At 68.7% G+C, this 18,355-nt stretch carries 16 protein-coding genes and 2 tRNA genes; 6 read left to right on the top strand and 12 right to left on the bottom strand.

The window, feature by feature from the left end:
* Positions 1-37: 37 nt before the first annotated feature.
* Together tsf and rpsB are read right to left on the bottom strand one after the other, a co-directional pair.
* Positions 38-925: a translation elongation factor Ts gene (gene tsf / locus BHU06_RS14915; protein ID WP_070399996.1), complete on the bottom strand. Its 888-nt coding sequence runs from the start codon at positions 923-925 to the stop codon at positions 38-40.
* Between the two features lie 107 nt (positions 926-1,032).
* Positions 1,033-1,785, bottom strand: a complete 753-nt coding sequence (rpsB, locus tag BHU06_RS14910) for a 30S ribosomal protein S2 (protein ID WP_070399995.1) — start codon at positions 1,783-1,785, stop codon at positions 1,033-1,035.
* 206 nt (positions 1,786-1,991) lie between these two features.
* On the opposite strand from rpsB, the gene BHU06_RS14905 reads away from it, so the two are divergent.
* Both BHU06_RS14905 and BHU06_RS14900 read left to right on the top strand, forming a co-directional pair.
* Positions 1,992-3,242 (top strand): FAD-dependent oxidoreductase, encoded by a 1,251-nt coding sequence (locus tag BHU06_RS14905; protein WP_070399994.1) that lies wholly within the window; start codon positions 1,992-1,994, stop codon positions 3,240-3,242.
* 29 nt (positions 3,243-3,271) lie between these two features.
* Positions 3,272-4,783 carry a bifunctional ADP-dependent NAD(P)H-hydrate dehydratase/NAD(P)H-hydrate epimerase gene (locus BHU06_RS14900; RefSeq protein WP_070400118.1) on the top strand — a complete coding sequence of 504 codons (1,512 nt, stop codon included), beginning with the start codon at positions 3,272-3,274 and terminating at the stop codon, positions 4,781-4,783.
* Between the two features lie 18 nt (positions 4,784-4,801).
* On the opposite strand, the gene BHU06_RS14895 is transcribed toward BHU06_RS14900, so the two are convergent.
* The 3 genes from BHU06_RS14895 to rnr are packed head-to-tail and all read right to left on the bottom strand — an operon-like array spanning position 4,802 to position 8,514.
* Positions 4,802-5,332, bottom strand: a complete 531-nt coding sequence (locus tag BHU06_RS14895; RefSeq protein ID WP_070399993.1) for a YggT family protein — start codon at positions 5,330-5,332, stop codon at positions 4,802-4,804.
* A gap of 27 nt (positions 5,333-5,359) precedes the next feature.
* Positions 5,360-6,262, bottom strand: a complete 903-nt coding sequence (locus BHU06_RS14890) for a gamma-glutamyl-gamma-aminobutyrate hydrolase family protein (protein ID WP_083293255.1) — start codon at positions 6,260-6,262, stop codon at positions 5,360-5,362.
* Between the two features lie 11 nt (positions 6,263-6,273).
* A complete protein-coding gene (gene rnr / locus BHU06_RS14885; protein ID WP_139147082.1) occupies positions 6,274-8,514 on the bottom strand; it encodes a ribonuclease R in 2,241 nt (746 codons plus the stop codon).
* Positions 8,515-8,547: 33 nt separating this feature from the next.
* On the opposite strand from rnr, the gene BHU06_RS14880 reads away from it, so the two are divergent.
* Positions 8,548-8,632, top strand: a tRNA-Leu gene (locus BHU06_RS14880).
* A gap of 88 nt (positions 8,633-8,720) precedes the next feature.
* Here BHU06_RS14880 and rimO read toward each other — a convergent pair.
* The 5 genes from rimO to BHU06_RS14855 form a co-directional block, all read right to left on the bottom strand.
* Positions 8,721-10,106, bottom strand: coding sequence for a 30S ribosomal protein S12 methylthiotransferase RimO (gene rimO / locus BHU06_RS14875; RefSeq protein ID WP_070399991.1), 1,386 nt, complete (start codon positions 10,104-10,106; stop codon positions 8,721-8,723).
* A 43-nt stretch (positions 10,107-10,149) separates the two neighbouring features.
* A complete protein-coding gene (phaR, locus tag BHU06_RS14870) occupies positions 10,150-10,692 on the bottom strand; it encodes a polyhydroxyalkanoate synthesis repressor PhaR (RefSeq protein ID WP_070399990.1) in 543 nt (180 codons plus the stop codon).
* Positions 10,693-10,810: 118 nt separating this feature from the next.
* Positions 10,811-10,887 (bottom strand) — tRNA-Val (locus BHU06_RS14865).
* 43 nt (positions 10,888-10,930) lie between these two features.
* On the bottom strand, positions 10,931-13,219 hold the full coding sequence (locus BHU06_RS14860; RefSeq protein WP_070399989.1) for a bifunctional (p)ppGpp synthetase/guanosine-3',5'-bis(diphosphate) 3'-pyrophosphohydrolase: 2,289 nt from the start codon (positions 13,217-13,219) through the stop codon (positions 10,931-10,933).
* The gene (locus BHU06_RS14855) at positions 13,216-14,136 is read right to left on the bottom strand and encodes an alpha/beta fold hydrolase (RefSeq protein ID WP_070399988.1); all 921 of its coding nucleotides are present in this window, start codon (positions 14,134-14,136) and stop codon (positions 13,216-13,218) included. Before BHU06_RS14855 ends, BHU06_RS14860 begins: the two co-directional genes overlap by 4 nt.
* A gap of 80 nt (positions 14,137-14,216) precedes the next feature.
* Here BHU06_RS14855 and BHU06_RS14850 point away from each other — a divergent pair, with 80 nt between their 5' ends.
* Positions 14,217-14,987, top strand: coding sequence for a 3-hydroxybutyrate dehydrogenase (locus tag BHU06_RS14850; RefSeq protein WP_070399987.1), 771 nt, complete (start codon positions 14,217-14,219; stop codon positions 14,985-14,987).
* Between the two features lie 4 nt (positions 14,988-14,991).
* Here BHU06_RS14850 and BHU06_RS14845 read toward each other — a convergent pair whose 3' ends face one another.
* Positions 14,992-15,729, bottom strand: a complete 738-nt coding sequence (locus tag BHU06_RS14845; RefSeq protein ID WP_345774088.1) for an SIMPL domain-containing protein — start codon at positions 15,727-15,729, stop codon at positions 14,992-14,994.
* A gap of 20 nt (positions 15,730-15,749) precedes the next feature.
* Positions 15,750-16,049: a hypothetical protein gene (locus BHU06_RS14840; protein ID WP_139147081.1), complete on the bottom strand. Its 300-nt coding sequence runs from the start codon at positions 16,047-16,049 to the stop codon at positions 15,750-15,752.
* Between the two features lie 170 nt (positions 16,050-16,219).
* Here BHU06_RS14840 and ompR point away from each other — a divergent pair, with 170 nt between their 5' ends.
* Together ompR and BHU06_RS14830 are read left to right on the top strand one after the other, a co-directional pair.
* Entirely contained in the window at positions 16,220-16,951 is a 732-nt protein-coding gene (gene ompR, locus BHU06_RS14835) for a two-component system response regulator OmpR (RefSeq protein ID WP_070399984.1), read from the top strand.
* Positions 16,951-18,354 carry a sensor histidine kinase gene (locus BHU06_RS14830; RefSeq protein WP_070399983.1) on the top strand — a complete coding sequence of 468 codons (1,404 nt, stop codon included), beginning with the start codon at positions 16,951-16,953 and terminating at the stop codon, positions 18,352-18,354. Before ompR ends, BHU06_RS14830 begins: the two co-directional genes overlap by 1 nt.
* The last annotated feature ends 1 nt before the right edge of the window (position 18,355 follow it).

Genomic DNA, 18,355 nt, shown 5'->3' with positions numbered 1-18,355 from the left:
CGGGCCTTGCGGCCCGTTGTCTGAGGGAGCAGGACGCTCAGGCGCCCTTGGCCGCCGCGACCTGGGCCGCCACCTCGGCGGCGAAGTCGTCGACCTTCTTCTCGATGCCCTCGCCCACCACGAACAGGGTGAAGGACTTCACCGTGGTATTGGCGGCCTTGAGCATCTGCTCCACCGTCTGCTTGTCGTTCTTGACGAAGGGCTGGTTGAACAGCGAGACCTCCTTGAGGTACTTCTGCACCGAACCTTCGATCATCTTGGCGGCGATGTCGGCGGGTTTGCCGGACTCGGCCGCCTTGGCGGTGGCCACCGAGCGCTCGCGCTCGATCAGCTCGGCCGGCACGTCGGCGCTGGTCAGCGCCACGGGCTTCATGGCGGCCACGTGCATGGCCACGTCCTTGGCGGCCGCCTCGTCGCCGTCGAACTCGACGACCACGCCGATGCGGGTGCCGTGCAGGTAGCTGGCCAGCTTGGACGAGCCGCTGTAGCGCTTGAAGCGGCGGAACGACATGTTCTCGCCGATCTTGCCAATCAGGCCCTTGCGCACGTCTTCCAGCGTCGGGCCGAAGCCGTCCTGGCTGTAGGCCAGGGCGCCCAGGGCGTCGACGTCGGCCGGGTTGTGTTCGGCGATGAGCTTGGCCGCGGCTTTGGCCAGGGCCAGGAAGCTGTCGTTCTTGGTCACGAAGTCGGTTTCGCAGTTGACCTCGATGAGCGCGCCGGTGTTGCCCTGCACGGCGGCGGCCACCACGCCTTCGGCGGTCACGCGGCTGGCGGCCTTGCCGGCCTTGGTGCCCAGCTTGACGCGCAGCAGTTCCTCGGCCTTGGCCATGTCGCCATCGGCCTCGGTGAGGGCTTTCTTGCACTCCATCATGGGGGCGTCGGTCTTGGCGCGCAGCTCAGCGACCATGCTTGCGGTGATTGCCATGTGTGTTCTCCTGGGGTCCGGCGCGTCGGGTGCGCCGGCGGGTCAATGATGGATTTCGGTTACGAAAAAGGGGCTACGCGAGCCCCTCGTTCGCGCGCGAAACGGGATCAGGCCGCGTCGTCCTGCACTTCGACGAACTCGTCGCCGCCTTCAGCCGACACGGCCTTGGCCACGTCGGACACGGCGTTGGCGCGGCCTTCCAGCACGGCGTCGGCGATGCCACGGGCGTACAGGGCCACGGCGCGGGCCGAGTCATCGTTGCCGGGGATCACATAGTCGATGCCGACGGGCGAGTGGTTGGTGTCGACCACGCCCACCAGCGGAATGCCCAGCTTCTGGGCCTCGAGCACGGCGATCTTGTGGAAACCCACGTCGACCACGAAGATGGCATCGGGCAGCGCGGTCATGTCCTGGATGCCGCCGATGTCCTTCTCAAGCTTTTCCATCTCGCGGTTGAACATGAGCTGTTCCTTCTTGCTCATGCTGTCCAGGCCGGCTTCCTTCTGAGCCTGCATGTCTTTCAGGCGCTTGATGGAAGTCTTGACGGTCTTGAAGTTGGTCAGCATGCCGCCCAGCCAGCGCTGGTCGACGAAGGGCACGCCGGCGCGGCGCGCTTCCTGGGCCACGATGTCGCGCGACTGGCGCTTGGTGCCCACCATCAGCAGGGTGCCGCGGTTGGCCGACAGCTGGCGCACGAACTTCTGCGCGTCGTGGAACATCGGCAACGTCTTTTCGAGGTTGACGATGTGGATCTTGTTGCGGTGCCCGAAGATGAAGGGCGCCATCTTGGGGTTCCAGAAGCGGGTCTGGTGACCGAAATGGACACCGGCTTCCAGCATTTCGCGCATGGAAATGGACATGAGTTGTTTCCTGAGGTTAGGTCTAAAATCCGGCCCCGATCGCGGCGGTAGCGGGTGGAGCAACTCCACGGCGGCCGACGCGACACCCGGATGGGCCGGTTTGCGATTGACTTTGCGCCGATGGGCTTCAGGCGAAGCCCCAGATGCAAAGCCTATCGATTATAGCACCCGGTGTCTGGGCGCCCTCTTCTCTTCCCTCCCTTTGCATGAACATCGCCATCGTGGGCGCAGGTGTCTGCGGCGTGACCACCGCCCATGAGCTGCTGAACGACGGTCACACGGTGACCCTGTACGAAAAGCGCGGCACGCCCGCCGAGGAAGCGAGCTTCGCGCCGGCCGGCCTGGTGTCCACCGCCTGGGCGCTGGCCTGGGCCGGCCCTGAGCACCGGCTGCACGCCCCCTGGGCGCCCCCTGGCCCTGGCGTGCGCTGGCGCGCCGGACTGGACACCGCCGCCTGGCGATGGTGGCGGCGCTGGCGGCGCGAGGAGCGCCGCCGCAGCGACGACGCCCTGCTGGCCCTGCGCGACCTGATCGACCGAGGCCTGCAGCGCCAGATTGAACTGACCGCCGAACTCGACCTGGACCACGACCGCAGCGACGACCTGTTGGTGCTGCTGAGCGACGCCCGCGAAGCAGCCAATGCGCAGCCCGCCATCGACCGCCTGCGCGGCCTGGGGCTGGAGCTGCGCGCGGTCTCGGCCGACGAGGCGCGCGCCATCGAACCCGCCCTCAATCCGACCGCGCCCCTGCATTCGGCCGTGCACCTGCGCGGCCCCGGGGTGGCCAACTGCCGCGAATGGACCATGCTCATGCGCCACCGCGTCGCGCGCCTGGGCGGTGCCTTGCACTTGCGCACCGGCGTCACCGGGCTGCGGCCGGACGGCCTGGGGTGGCGGCTGAGCGCCTCGGACGGCAGCGAGGCGCGCTTCGACGCCGTGGTGCTGTGCGCCGGCGTCGGCGCGGACGAGCTGCTCGGCAACCTCGGTTTGCCCACGCCCTGGACGGTGCTGTGGTCGCACTCCCTGAGCGCGGGGCTGCGCGAGCCCATGGACGCGCCCGTGTCGGCCGTGCTCGACCTCAAGTCACGCATCGCCATCACCCGCTTGGGCCAGCGGGTGCGCGCCTCGGGCGGGGCCGATCTCGGCGGCTCCGGCGCCGGCACCGATCCGGCCAGCCTGCGCCGGCTGGGCCAGGTGATGTCGCACTGGTTCCCGGCGGCGGCCCGTTTCTCGGGTCCGCAGGCCTCGATACAAAGCTGGCGCGGCGCCCTGGTCATGTCGGACGACGGCCTGCCCTGCATCGGCGCCAGCCGCCTGCCCGGCCTGTGGCTGAACCTGGCGCACGGCGCGGCCGGCTGGGCCATGGCCTGCGGCGCGGCGCGCCATCTCGCCGACGCCATCACCCACCCCTCCACCGAGGCCCCCGCCGCCTTTTCTCCCTCGCGTGTGGGGCTGTGAACCCGCGATCGCGTGGTGAAATGCCCACCATGCGATCCCTGCGCGCCGACCAACTCGAACCCCTGCACGACACGGCGGGTACGCGCGCGATCGAGCAGGCCCTGGCGGCCACCCTGCCCCCGCACGCCCTGATGGCCCGCGCCGGCGAGGCGGTGGCCCGCCTGGCCCTGGCCTGGCGGCCGCATGCGCGGCGCCTCTGGGTGGCCTGCGGCCCCGGCAACAACGGTGGCGACGGCCTGGTCGCCGCCCGCCATCTGTTTCAGGCCACTCCGCCCGGCTGGCGCGAGATCGTGGTGACGCACGACGCCCACCCCGAGCGCCTGCCAGCCGACGCCGCCTGGGCCTTGCGCGACGCCCTGGCCGCCGGCGTCACCGTGCAGTCCGCGCCTCCCGACAGCCCCGACCTGGTCATCGACGCCCTGCTGGGCATCGGCGCCCGCGCCTTGGGCCAGGACCCGCTGGCCACGCGCGTGCGCGAGGTGCGCGGCCATCGCGCGCCGGTGCTGTGCGTCGACCTGCCGAGCGGGCTGAACGCCGACAGCGGCGTGGACAGCGCCGGTGCCTGCCCCGACGCCGGCCCGCGCCAGACCCTGAGCCTGCTGACACTCAAACCCGGGCTGTTCACGGCCGGCGGGCGCGACGCCGCGGGCACGGTCTGGTTCCACGACCTCGGCGCCCCCGCCGACGGGGCGCCGCCCGCCGCCTGGTGGGGCGGGCACCTGCCTTCTGTGGCGGACCCGGCTGTCGGCCCCCACGCGGCCCACAAAGGCAGCCATGGGGACGTGGGCGTGCTGGGTGGCCAGCTGCCCGGCGCCACCGGTGTGGGCATGGCGGGCGCCGCCGTGCTGGCAGCGCGGGCCGCCCTGCACGCCGGCGCGGGGCGCGTGTACCTGGCACTGGTGGGGAACGGGCCAGCCCCCTCGCACGACCCGCTGTCACCCGAGCTGATGCACCGCCTGCCCGCCGCGCTGCTGGGCGCCGACGAGCACGCCCTGCCCGTGCTCGTCGCGGGCTGCGGCGGCGGCGAGGCCATTCGCGAATGGATGCCGCAGGCCCTGGTCTGCCCCCGGCTGGTGATCGACGCGGACGGGCTCAACGCCCTCGCCCGCGACCCCACGCTGCAGCGCCTGGCCGCGCGCCGCGCGGCGCGCGGCTGGCTGACGGTGCTCACGCCCCACCCGCTGGAAGCCGCCCGCCTGCTGGGGACCAGCACCGCCGAGGTCATGGCCGACCGATTGGGCGCCGCGCGCCAGCTCACCAAGCGCTTTGGCGCGGTCACGGTGCTCAAGGGGTCTGGAACCGTGGTGACCGAGCCCGGCGGCGCGCCCTGGATCAACGCCACCGGCAACGCCCGCCTGGCCACCGCCGGCACCGGCGACGTGCTGGCCGGGATGATCGGCGCGGCCTTGGCGCGCCCGCACGAACACGGCGCCGACGCCGTGCGCCGCGCCGTCGCCGCACACGGCGCGCTGGCGGACCACTGGCCCGCCGATCACACACTCACGGCCGGGCGGCTGGCGCGCGCGGCGCAGCCGCTCTGACACGCGCTACCGGGCGAATCAGCCCAGCAGCATCAGCCCCACCTGCAGGGCGATGATCACCACCAGCACCGACAGGTCGACCCCGCCCACCAGCGGGACCACGCGCCGCACGGGTGCCACGATGGGTGAGGACAGACGGTCGAGCAGCCCCATGAGGGGCGAGCGCGGCTGCACCCAAGACAGGATCGCGTAGACGATCAGCAGCAGCATGAGGCCCTGCAACAGGTCCCGCACCAGAAAACGCAGGCCCAGCACCGGCACGGCCGCCCAGGGCAACTCGCCGCCCGAGGCGATCAGCAGCCACAGCAGCGCGTGCAGCAGGGACAGCAGCACTGCGGCCACCAGGCTCGCGCCATCGATGCGGCCCTTGGCAATGGCCGCTGGCAACAGGCGGCGCAGCGGCTGCACCAGCCAGTCGGTGATTGCCATCACGAAGCGCCCGGGCTGCGCCTGCATGGGCACGCGCAGGTGGTTCATCCAGGCGCGCAGCAGCGCCGCGGCCACGAGGAAGAAAAAGACGGTGTCGAGCAGGAACAGGAGGATGCGCATGCCGGCGAGTTTAGGCCGTCGGGGACCTCAAGCCGCCAGGCGCTGACCGGCGCGCGGCGGCCGGGGGTCGAGTTCCAGGCCGGCGTCGAAGCGGCGCATGGCCTCGGCGCGCGAGGCCTCCAGAAAGTCCAGCATGATGGGCGAGCTGTCCACCAGGGCGTGGCGGCCATGGTGGAACTCGGGGTGCCACTGCACGCCGCGCGCGTAGGCCTCGCCGGTCCAGCGGATCGCCTCGACCAGGCCGTCGAGCGAGGACACGGCCTCCACCACGATGCCCTTGCCCAGGTCCGCCACCGCCTGGTGGTGGATGCTGGTGACGCGCAGCTGCGTGGACTTGGGGTAGAGATCGGTGAGCGCAGAGCCCTGGATGAAGGTGACGTCGTGCTCGAACTGGTCGTACAGCTCCACGTCCACGTGCTCGTGCGCGGCCGGGCATTGCGTGGCGATGTCCTGGAACAGTGTGCCGCCGAAAGCCACATTGAGCAGTTGCGCGCCACGGCACACGCCCAGCACGGGCTTCTTCTGCGCCAGGAAGCAGCGCATCAGCGCGAGTTCGTAGCGGTCGCGCACCACGTCGCCTCGCCACTCCTCGCGCAGCGGTTCCTGGCCGTAGGTTTCGGGCGCCACGTCCGCCCCGCCCTGCAGCACCAGGGCATCGAGTTCCTGCACCACGTGTTCAACCTTCAGGTGGCGCGCGGCCAGCTGGGTGTCCTGCGTAACGGCCGGCACCATGAAGGCCACGGCGCCATGCGCCATGATCCAGTGCGCCAGCGAGGCCTCGATGTACTGCAGGCTCTTGTTGCGAAAGCCCAGCTCGGGCGGCACATGGTGCATGAGCCGCGCCGACACGCCGATGCGCAAGGGCCGCTCCTGTTCGACGCGCGGCGATTTGCGGGCCCCGGCGCCGCCGAGGCTGCCCTTCGCACTCATCGCCGCGACGCTCACCGCTTGCCCCGCCTCGACTTGGAGGGCCCCGCGCGCGAGGGCTTGGCAACCGACTTCTTGTCGGCCGCACGGCGCACCGAGGACTTGAGTTCGGTGCCCGAGCGCGGCCTGGCCGCGCCCCGCTCCCGCCGCCCCGCGGCGGCCGAAGCGGCGTCGCCGCCGGTCTTGTCGCGCATGGCCTTGAACACCACGTCGTCCTCGCCGCTCACCAGGCGGAAATCGATGCGGCGACCATCCAGGTCGACCCGGCTGACCTGCACCTGCACGCGCGAGCCCAGCGTGTAGCGGATGCCCGTGCGCTCGCCGCGCAGTTCCTGGCGCGCCTCGTCGAAGCGGAAGTACTCGCCCCCCAGCTCGGTGATGTGCACCAGGCCCTCGACGTACATCGCATCCAGCGTAACGAAGAGGCCGAAGCTCGTGACCGCGCTGACCACGCCCGAGAACACTTCGCCCAGGTGCTCGCGCATGTACTTGCACTTGAGCCAGGCCTCCACGTCGCGGCTGGCCTCGTCGGCGCGGCGCTCGTTGGCGCTGCAGTGCAGGCCCGCGGCCTGCCAGCCCAGGGTGTCGGCCGAGGGCTTGCGCGCGTTGGGTGCCGGTGGCTTCACGCGGCTGGCCAGGCGCTTGCTGAGCTTGGCGTGCGCCTCGCCCGGCGTGGGCAGCTCGGGCAGCTGGTACTTCTGCTTGTGCAGGATGGCCTTGATCACGCGGTGCACCAGCAGGTCGGGGTAGCGGCGGATCGGGCTGGTGAAGTGCGTGTAGGCCTCGAACGCCAGGCCGAAGTGGCCGCTGTTGATGGGCGTGTAGATGGCCTGTTGCATGGAGCGCAACAGCATGGTGTGGATCTGCTGCGCTTCGGGCCGGTCCTGCGTCGCCTGGGCAATCTGCTGGAACTCACCTGGCTTGGGTTCCTCGCTGAGCGAGGCGTTGACGCCCATGGCCTTGAGGTAGTTGCGCAGCACCTCCAGCTTCTCGGGCGTGGGGCCTTCGTGCACGCGGAACAGGCCCGGGTGCTTGCCCTGCTCGATGAACTCGGCCGAGCAGACGTTGGCGGCCAGCATGGCTTCTTCGATCAGCTTGTGCGCGTCGTTGCGCGTGCGCGGCACGATGCGCTCGATGCGGCCCGATTCGTCGCAGACGATCTGCGTCTCCACGGTCTCGAAGTCCACCGCCCCGCGCGCGTTGCGCGCCGCCAGCAACGCGCGGTACACGTCGTGCAGGTTCAGCAGGTACGGCACCAGCGGCTTGCGGTTCATGGCCTCGGGGCCGCGCGTGTTCTGCAGGATCGCCGCCACCTCGGTGTAGGTGAGGCGCGCGTGGCTGAACATCACCGCCGGGTAGAACTGGTAGGCGTGGATCTCGCCGCGCGCGGTGATGAGCATGTCGCACACCATGCACAGGCGCTCCACCCCGGGGTTGAGCGAGCACAGGCCGTTGGACAGCTTCTCTGGCAGCATGGGGATCACGCGGCGCGGGAAGTAGACCGAGGTCGCGCGGTCGTAGGCGTCCACGTCGATGGGCGAACCGGTCTGCACGTAGTGGCTCACGTCGGCAATGGCCACCAGCAGGCGCCAGCCCTTGGCCTTGCCCACTTTCGCGGGCTCGCAGTACACGGCGTCGTCGAAGTCGCGCGCGTCTTCGCCATCGATGGTCACCAGCGGCACGTCGCGCAGGTCCACCCGGTGGCGCAGATCGCTCGGCCGCACGTGATCGGGCAAGGCGCGCGCCTGCGCCATGGCGGTCTGCGAGAACTCGTGCGGCACGCCGTACTTTCGGACCGCGATCTCGATCTCCATGCCCGGGTCGTCGATCTCGCCGAGCACTTCCTTCACACGCCCCACGGGCTGCCCGTACAGCGCGGGCGGCTCGGTGAGCTCCACCACCACCACCTGGCCCGGCTTGGCCGAGCCCGTGGCACCCTTGGGAATCAGCACGTCCTGGCCGTAGCGCTTGTCTTCTGGCGCCACGAGCCACACGCCGCCCTCTTGCAACAGGCGGCCGATGATGGGCGCCGTGGAGCGCTCGATGATTTCGGTGACGCGGCCCTCGGGACGGCCCTTGCGGTCGAGCCGCACGATGCGGGCCTTCACGCGGTCCTTGTGCAGCACCGCGCGCATTTCGTTGGAGGGAAGGTAGATGTCGGGCTGGCCGTCGTCGCGGACCACGAAACCGTGTCCATCACGGTGTCCGGAAACGACGCCATCAAATTCTGCAAGGAGGTTGTTTTTATCGCTCACTATTTCTCTGCTATACTGCTGGTTTCCTGAGATGCCCAGGTGGCGGAATTGGTAGACGCACTAGTTTCAGGTACTAGCGCCGAGAGGCGTGGAGGTTCGAGTCCTCTCTTGGGCACCATCATATAAGGGCCTGCAGTCCACAAGACTGCAGGCTTTTTCTTTGGCCGAATGCCGCAATGGCGCCGGCCAGGGCCGGCGGCCCCGGATCAAACGGGCAAGGCCACAAGGTCGTGACCGTCGGTATCAACAATACGGGCCCGCGTGAATTCGCCCACCTTCAGCGTCTTGCTGATCTTCTCGGGCGGCAGCAGCCGCACCACGCCATCGATTTCAGGCGCGTCCGCGTAGCTGCGGCCCACGGCCCCCTTCTTGCCCAGGCCGGGCGCGCTGTCCACCAGCACCTGCATGTTGGCGCCGATGCGAGCGCGCAGCTTGTCGGCCGACACCTGCTCGGCCACGGCCATGAAGCGCGCGCGGCGCTCCTCGCGCAGCGCCTCGGGCACCGGGTCGGCCAAGCCATTGGCGGCGGCGCCCTCCACCGGCGAATACGCGAAGCAGCCGGCGCGGTCGATGCGCGCCTCGCGCAGGAAATCGAGCAGGTGCTCGAATTCGGCCTCGGTCTCGCCGGGAAAGCCCGCGATGAAGGTGCTGCGCACGACGATCTGCGGACAGATCTCGCGCCAGCGCGCGATGCGCTCCAGGTTGCGCTCACCGCTGGCAGGCCGTTTCATGCGGCGCAGCACGTCGGGGTGGCTGTGCTGCAAGGGCACGTCCAGGTAAGGCAGCACCAGGCCTTCGGCCATCAGCGGGACGATTTCGTCCACGTGCGGGTAGGGATAAACGTAGTGCAGGCGCACCCAGGCGCCGAAGGGCTTGGCGAGCTCGCCCAATTCGCGCACCAGGTCGTGCATGCGCGTCTTCACCGGCCGGCCATCCCAGAAGCCGGTGCGGTACTTCAGGTCCACGCCGTAGGCGGAGGTGTCCTGGCTCACCACCAGCAGCTCCTTCACCCCCGCCTCGAACAGCTTGCGCGCCTCGGTCAGCACGTCACCGACGGGCCGGCTCACCAGGTCCCCGCGCATCGACGGGATGATGCAGAAGGTGCAGCGGTGGTTGCAGCCCTCGCTGATCTTGAGGTACGCGTAGTGGCGCGGCGTGAGCTTGATGCCTTGCGGCGGCACCAGGTCCACGAAGGGATCGTGTGGCTTGGGCAGGTGCTGATGCACCGCTTCCATCACCTCGTGCGTGGCGTGCGGGCCGGTGACGGCCAGCACGCTGGGGTGCATCTGGCGCACCAGGTTGCCGCCCTCTTCGCCTGCGCGCGCACCCAGGCAGCCGGTGACGATGACACGGCCGTTCTCGGCCAAGGCTTCGCCGATGGCGTCCAGGCTTTCCTTCACGGCGTCGTCGATGAAGCCGCAGGTGTTGACGATGACCAGGTCGGCGCCGTCGTAGGACTTGGAGGTCTGGTAGCCCTCGGCGCTCAGTTGGGTCAGGATCAGCTCGGCGTCGGTGAGCGCCTTGGGGCAGCCGAGGCTGACGAAGCCCACCTTGGGCACGGCGCCCGGGGCGGTTGCGGTGGATTCACTCATAGAGGCGGGATTGTCTCAGACCCCGCCCCAGCGTTCAGGCCATTCAGCGTTTGAGGCCCAGCGCGGCGAGCATCTGCTCACTGTTTTTCTGCATCTGCTCCTGCATCTGCGTGAAGGCGGTGCGCGACTGCTCAAGATAAGTGCCCATCATGCCCTGCATCATGGGCGACTGCAGGTTCATGAACTGCTTCCAGGCCTCGGGGTTGAGCCCGCCACCGCCCTGCTCCGCCATCTTCTGCTGCAGGTCCATAAAGATCTGGATGTTCTTTTCCAGATAGGACCCCATGAAGTCCTGCATGGCATGGCCGTAGAAACGGATGATGTTCGCCAGCACCTGTTCGGTGAAGATGGGCGCGCCGGCCGTTTCCTCTTCCAAGATGATCTGCAGCAGGATGCTGCGGGTGAGGTCTTCGTTGGTCTTGGCGTCACGCACCACGAAGGACTCGCTGCCCATCACCAAAGCCTTGACCTCGGCCAGGGTGATGTACGACGAGGTGTCGGTGTCGTACAGCCGGCGGTTGGGGTACTTCTTGATCACGCGCACGCCACGCGCACCCGCTGCTTCGGTCTTGGATTTGGTCGCCATTCCGGCATTCTAGGAACCGGCGGGGGGGTACCGGGCATGGTTTTCCCTGTGCAACCCGCCCCGCCTCATGGCCAAGACAAAGGGCCTGTCGCGGCGGCAACAGGCCCTTTGGGAAAGTTGGTAGGCGCGAAGGGACTCGAACCCCTGACCCCCACCATGTCAAGGTGGTGCTCTAACCAGCTGAGCTACGCGCCTTCGAACGAATCGAAGCCTCGCAGTATAGCAGTTCCTGGCCGCTCTATTTGCGCCGCACCATGCGAACGCCGTTCACGTCTCCCACCACGGCCATGGCGCGCGCCACCTGCCGGGCGTCTGCCACCTCGATGGTGAAGGTCATCCAAGCCACGCCCCTGACGGACTGGGTCTGTACCCCGATCACGTTCATCTTCTCGCGGGCGAAGACGTCGGAGATGTCGCGCAACAGGCCCTGACGGTCGACAGCCTCGATGGCCACGTCGACGGGGTACACCGCCTGAGAGCCGCCACGCGCGTCGTCGCGACCGGCCCAATCGACCTCGATCACGCGGTCAGGGCTCTTGCGCACCAGGTGCGCGAAGTCGGTGCAGTCGGCACGGTGAATGCTCACGCCCTTGCCTCGCGTGACGAAGCCGCGAATCTCGTCGGGCGGTGCGGGCCGGCAGCACTTGGCGAGCTGGGTCATCAGCGAGCCCACGCCCACCACCAGCACGTCGCCCTTGGGGCTTTCCTGGCCGCGACGCGGCTTGCGCACCCAGCTGCTGGGCTCGGGCGTGGCCTCGGGTTCGGGCGGGCGCAACTGGGTCTCGATCGAGCGCAGCGACAGCTCATCCTTGCCGACCAGCTCGAAGAGCTCGTCGGCGGAACCCAGGCCCATTTCAATGGCCAGGTCCTCGAACTTGAGTGCCGTGCGGCCTTCGCGCTGCAGCAGCTTTTCCACCGCCTCTCGCCCGCGCGCGATGGTCTCGGCCAGTGCCTGGGCGTTGAACCAGGCGCGCACCTTGCTCTTGGCGCGGTGGCTCACCAGATAACCCAACTCGGGGTTGAGCCAGTCACGCGAAGGGCCGCCGTCCTTCACGGACACGATCTCCACCGTCTGGCCGTTCTGCAGCGCCGTGTTCAGCGGCACCATGGCGCCGTCGACCTTGGCGCCGCGGCAGTGGTGGCCCAGGTCGGTGTGCACGGTGTAGGCAAAGTCGACCGGCGTGGCGCCCTGCGGCAGTTCAACGATGGCGGCGTTCGGCGTGAGCACGTAGATGCGGTCGTCGAACAGGCCCTGGGCGGTGCCGCTGAGGTCGCGCTCCCAGGCCAGCAGTTGGCGCAGCACGGCGATCTTGGCGTCGTACTCGGAGTTGGCCGTGACGCCCGAGTAGCCTTTGGCACCCGCTTCCTTGTAGGCCCAGTGCGCGGCCACGCCGTGTTCGGCGTGGTCGTGCATGGCCTGGGTACGGATCTGGATCTCGAAGGCCCGCCCCTGGGCGTCGCGCACCACCGTGTGCAGGGACTGATAGCCGTTGGGTTTGGGCTTGGCGATGTAGTCGTCGAACTCATCCGCCACCGGCGTGAAGTGCTCGTGCACGAAGGACAGCACGGCGTAGCAGTCAGCGGTTTCGAGCACGATCACGCGCAAGGCCCGGATGTCGAACACCTGCTCGAAGTCCAGCGCCTTGCCCCGCATCTTCTTGACGATGCTGTAGATGTGCTTGGGCCGGCCTTGCACCATGGCGGCGATACCCTGCGCCAGCAGCGCGCGCTGCAGGTCCTCGCGCACCTGCTCGACATGCGCCTCGCGCTCGGCGCGCTTTTCGTCGAGCAGCTTGGCCACGTTCTTGTAGGTCTGCGGCTCCAGGAAGCGGAAGGCCAGGTCTTCCATCTCCCACTTGATCTGCCAGATGCCCAGCCGGTTGGCCAGGGGCGCGAACACATGCAGGGATTCGCTGGCCAGCAGTTCACCCGGATCGCCCTTGATGGAGGCGAAATAGCGCAGCGTCTGCAGACGCGAGGCCAGGCGCAGCATCACCACGCGCAGGTCGCGCGAAAAGGCGAGCAGCATCTTGCGCACGTTCTCGGTCTGGCTGGCCGCGAGCTCGGACACGGGCGCCTTGGACAAGCCCGGCGCGGGCTGGCCCGCGTCTTGGGCAGCCAGGCGTTCCTCCTGCTTGCGCGCGAGCTTCTCCGCCGCCTTCAGACGCGCCTGCCGCTGCAACTGGACGAGCTTGGTGGTCTCCAGCGCCAGCGCGGCGTGCTGCTCGCCGAAGGCTTTGGCGATGACCTCCTGCGGCCGGTTCAGGTGCTGGCAGGCATACACCAGGTACACCACCGACTGCATGGCCTCGGACCCGCCGATGTCGGCCAGGATGCGCGCCACCGCCTCGGCGTGTGCCCAGGTGTTCTCACCCGTGTCCAGGCACTCGCCTTCCAGCAGGGGCTCGGCAAAGGCACGGGCGCGCGCCAGCGCATTGGCCTGCTGAGGCAGGCCCGCGGCGGTGGCGGCCACGATCGCGGCCGTGGCCGGCGCCGCGTCGTCCAACGAGGGGTTGGCCCGCTTCATGGCGAGAGCAGGAAGTCGAGCACGGCGCGCACCTGATCGTCGGCCATCAGCGTAGGCGCGTGACCCACGCCGGCGAAGCTCACGCAGCGCGGGCGCGGCCCGCGGGCCTGCATGGCCCGCACGGTGTCCATGCTGAGCAGGTCCGAGTCCTCGCCACGCAACACCAGGGTGGGCGCGGCGATCGCGTCGTACAGGTCCCACAGCGCGGCCTCGCCGGCGCGCACCGCCTCACGCAGCGCCTGCGTTTCCACGCCCTGCGTCATGGCCTTGAACGGCAGGGCGATGGCCGGGTCGTAGTGCAGGCGCACGCGCCCGCCGCGCTCGCGCAGCATGGGCAGGGACAGGGCCCGCCATTGCTCGGGCGTGTGGGGGCCGAAGCCCTTGGAAATGCTGGCCAGGTAGTCACTCGCCGCCTGCATGGAGTCGAAGTCGGGGTCCAGGCCCAGGTAGGTGCCGATGCGCATGAGCGCTTCCCACTGCACCACGGGTCCCACATCGTTCAGCACCAGGCGCGTGGGCGCCAGCAGCGGCTGCGCCGCCACACCCATGCCGATGAGTCCTCCCATGCTGGTGCCGACCCAGTCGATGCGCACGCCGGGTCGCTGCGCGCGCAACTGCTGCAGCAGCACGGCAAGGTCGGCCACGTAGGTGGGCACCTGGTAGGCCATGGGGTCGGCCAGCCAATCGCTGTGCCCGCGCCCCGCCACGTCCACCGCGACCACGCGGCAGAACGGTTGCAGCGCGCGCGCCAGGGTGTCGAAGTCGCGCCCCTGGCGCGACAGACCGTGCACGCAGACGACCACGTGATCGTCGCGCCCGCCGGTGCTGCGCCAGTCCCACCAAGCCATGCAGCGCGGGCCGCCTTCACGGGCCGCGGCCCCACCGACGACGGTGTGCTGGAGTTGGGGTTCGGTCATGGTGCGGCTCGGGGCTGGCGTCCGCCATCCATAATGCATGGCAGCACGTCGAACCAATCGTAATGGAACTGGAGTAACCCATGCTCACCGGGAAAACCGCACTCGTCACCGGATCCACCAGCGGCATCGGCCTCGGCATCGCCAAGGCCCTCGCACGCCAGGGCGCCAATGTCGTGCTCAATGGTTTCGGTGACAGCGCCGGCCCACAGGCCGAGGTGGCGGCACTGGGCGCCAAGGTCGGCTACCACGGTGCCGACATGAGCAAGCCGGCGGAGATTGAGGACATGATGGCCTACGCGGCCAAGACCTTCGGCCAAGTGGACATCCTCGTGAACAACGCGGGCATCCAGCACGTCGCCAGGGTGCAGGACTTCCCGGTCGAACGCTGGGACGCGGTGATCGCCATCAACTTGTCCAGCGCCTTCCATACCTCGCGTCTGGCCCTGCCGGCCATGCTCAAGGCCAACTGGGGACGCATCATCAACGTGGCTTCGGTACATGGGCTGGTGGGATCGGCGGAGAAGTCGGCGTACGTGGCGGCCAAGCATGGCATCGTGGGCCTGACCAAGGTGACGGCCCTGGAAACCGCCACCTCGGGCGTCACCTGCAACGCCATCTGCCCGGGTTGGGTGCTGACGCCGCTGGTGCAGAAGCAGGTGGACGCGAAGGCCGCCGCGCTGAAGCTTTCGAACGCGGAAGCCACCAAGCTGCTGCTGGGCGAGAAGGAGCCCTCGATGCAATTCACCACGCCCGAGGAGCTGGGCGAACTGGCGGTGTTCTTCTGCTCGCCCGCCGCCGGCAACGTACGCGGCGTGGCCTGGAACATGGACGGCGGTTGGGCCGCCCAGTAAGGCCTCAGCGCATTTGGATGGCGCCAGACACCGTGATGCTCACGGTGCTGGTGCCGGCGGCCACCGGAATGGCGGCGTCGCTCGCGGCCGCCTTGGCCTCCATGGCCATCATGCGCGGCATGGGTCGCTCGGGCATCTCGGCCGAGCTCACCGACACATCGCGCAGCGTGTAGCCGCTGAAGCCAAAGCCCTTGGCGATTTCACTGGCGCGCGCGCGAAAACGCTCGATGGCCTGCGCCTGCACCTGGGACTCCAGCGCCTGACGCGCTTCGCGCGAGAGCGAGAAGCCCATGTTGGAGACGGTGAGGGTCTGCACGCGACCAGCCACCGCGCTCACGTTGGCGATGTCGCGGCCCTCGATCACCACCTCGGCCTGACCCTGCCAGCCGCTGATGCGGCCATTGCTGCCATAACGGGGGTAGAGGCGCAGGTTGCCGGTGCGCACCTCCAGTTGCTGAGGCTTGGCCTGCGGCTGGGCGATCGCCAGCGCGGCATCCACAGCCACCTTGAGCTGATTCTGCACAGTAGCGGCATCGCTGCCCTCGCGGGTGGTGCTCAACACCACGGTGAGCCAGTCTTGCGGCACTTCCAGGTGGCCGCTGGCGGAGAGGCTCACCACATTGGCGGGCACCTCGGGCGCCTGCGCCAGCGCAACCGGCGAAGCGGCCACGGCGGCCATGAGGCTGAGAGCGGAAGCGGCGCGGCGAACCGCAGCCGCCGAGCGGGCGGGCAGATAGGGCATGGGCATGTGTGCTGGTTTTTTCAGGGCTGGCGATGGGACTCGAAGGGCGGTTGCACCCTGAGCTGCTCGCGCAGGCGCTGACGCTCCTCCACGGACAGCCGGAAAGGCTTGCCGCCGTCGTCCATGTCGTCAAAGGGTTGGCGCAGGGCATCGCGCAGCCGCATGGGCGCACGCGCCTCGCCACCATCGATTGAGATCGGCACCACCGTCACCGCCGCGGCGTCGGCGCCGATCACGCCGGCGTCGCGCGGACGCTCCGGATTGGCGTAAGCCAGACCCGCGGTCAAGCAAGCGATGGTTCCCATCCAAACGGACTTCATGGTGTGGAGGAGTATGAACAGAAGCCCGATTGTGCGAGTGAGGCCCGGGTCAAGCGAATGGCATGCGGGGCAACATCTGTAACAGCCTGTCAAAAAACCAAAAAACGAGCGTTGACAAGCACTTGCCGCTGCCAAAATCGGCTTTGTTACATTTATCGGAAGTTGCTCCCATGCCACAGAACCACCCCCGCCCCAACAAGGTTCTCGTCGTCGATGACGACGTGCGCATCCGCGACCTGCTGCGCCGCTACCTGATGCAGGAAGGCTTCGAAGTGATGCTGGCCGAAGACGGCAAGGCCCTGAACAGGGTCCTGCAGCGCGACGCCGTAGACATCATCGTGCTCGATCTGATGATGCCCGGCGAGGACGGGCTGTCGATCTGCCGCCGCCTGCGCGCCAATGGCGACCGCACGCCCATCATCATGCTGACCGCCAAGAGCGAGGACGTGGACCGCATCGTGGGCTTGGAGGTCGGCGCCGATGACTACCTCGGCAAACCGTTCAATCCGCGGGAACTGCTGGCCCGCATCCACGCCGTGCTGCGCCGCCGCCCGCCGGCCGAGGTGCCCGGCGCGCCCTCGCAGGACGCCGAGGTGGTGAAGTTCGGCCCCTACGAATTCGATCTGAGCCTGCGCACCCTGCGCAAGGACGGCAACGACCTACCCTTGACCACTGGCGAATTCGCCATGCTCAAGGCCCTGGTGCGCCACCCGCGCCAACCGCTGTCGCGCGAGAAGCTGGCCCAGTTGGCGCGCGGACGCGAATTCGAGCCCTTCGACCGCAGCCTGGATGTGCAGGTCTCGCGCCTGCGCAAGCTGATCGAGGACGACGCATCCTCGCCGCGCTACCTGCAGACGGTATGGGGCGTGGGCTACGTGTTCGTGCCGGACGGCAACACCTGATGGACAGCGAATCACGCGTACCGTTCGAGACCGAACCCACCGCGCTGGAAACCGCCCCGGCCCCGCTGGAGGTGCGGCCCACGCGCGGCGTGAGCCTGTTCTGGCGCACCTTCTTCTTTCTCACGCTGCTGCTCACGGGCTGCATCATCGCGTGGCTGCAAACCTTCCGCGCGCTGGAATATGAGCCGCGCGCCCTGCAAAGCGCGCAGCAGCTCGCTTCGCTGGTGAACCTCAGCCGCGCGGCGCTGATTCACTCGGATTCGATCGCGCGCGTCTCGCTCATCAAGACCCTGGCGTCCGAGGAAGGCCTGCGCATCGCTCCGCGCGAGCCCAACGACACCTTCCAGCTCTACGACACCGACCTGCTCAGCCGCAACGTGGCCGGACAGTTGAAGGCCCGCCTGGGGCCGGACACGGTGGTGGCGCGAGAGGTCAATCACCAGGCGGGGCTGTGGATCGGCTTCTCGATCGACGGTGACCCGTACTGGCTGCTGACCGACCCTTCGCGCATCGGCCCGGTGGCGGGCACCACCTGGCTGATCTGGCTGGGAACGGCTGCCCTGCTCTCTCTCGCTGGCGCCGCGCTCATCGCGCGCCTGATCAACCGGCCGTTGAAGAAGCTCTCCTTCGCGGCCAGTCGCGTGCGCGAGGGCGACTTCAACGCCAGTCAGCTCAACGAGACGGTGGCCACCAGCGAAATCCGCGAGGTCAACATCGGTTTCAACCGCATGGCGCAGCGCCTGTCCAAGATTGAGCAGGACCGCGCACTCATGCTCGCCGGCATCTCGCACGACCTGCGCACGCCGCTGGCGCGCCTGCGGCTGGAAACTGAGATGAGCGTGGCCGATCCGATGGCGCGCGAGCACATGTCGGCCGACATCGAGCAGGTCAACGCCATCATCGACAAGTTCCTCGACTACGCGCGGCCCGACCACATGAAGCCGGAGGAGGTCAACCTCAACGAGGTGATAGAGACCGCGCTGTTCGCGCTCGGCGACGATCCCAAGACGGTCATCAAGACCCGTATCGAGCCCGCGCTGTTCGTGCTGGGTGACCCGGTGGAGTTGCAGCGCGTGTTCAGCAACCTGCTGGAAAACGCCTCACGCTACGGCCGCGACCCCGACAGCGGCGTGGCGCAAATCGACATCGCCGCCAAGGCCAAGGACGACTCGGTGCTGGTCAAGCTGCGCGACCATGGCCGCGGCGTGCGGCCCGAAATGCTGGAGCAGCTGACCCAGCCGTTCTTCCGCGGCGACGCCGCGCGCTCCGACGCCACCGGCACGGGCCTGGGTCTGGCCATTGTGGAGCGCGCCATCACGCGCATGGGTGGGCGCTTCGCGCTGGCCAACAGCAGCACGGGCGGCCTGGCGGCGCACATGAAGCTGCGCCGCGCGCCGGGCTGAG

The organism is Hydrogenophaga sp. PML113 (assembly GCF_001777155.1).
Classification (GTDB): Bacteria; Pseudomonadota; Gammaproteobacteria; order Burkholderiales; family Burkholderiaceae_C; genus Hydrogenophaga; species Hydrogenophaga borbori.
The sequence above is the reverse complement of the archived record's forward strand: the minus strand, read 5'-3'. Positions and strand labels throughout refer to the sequence as shown.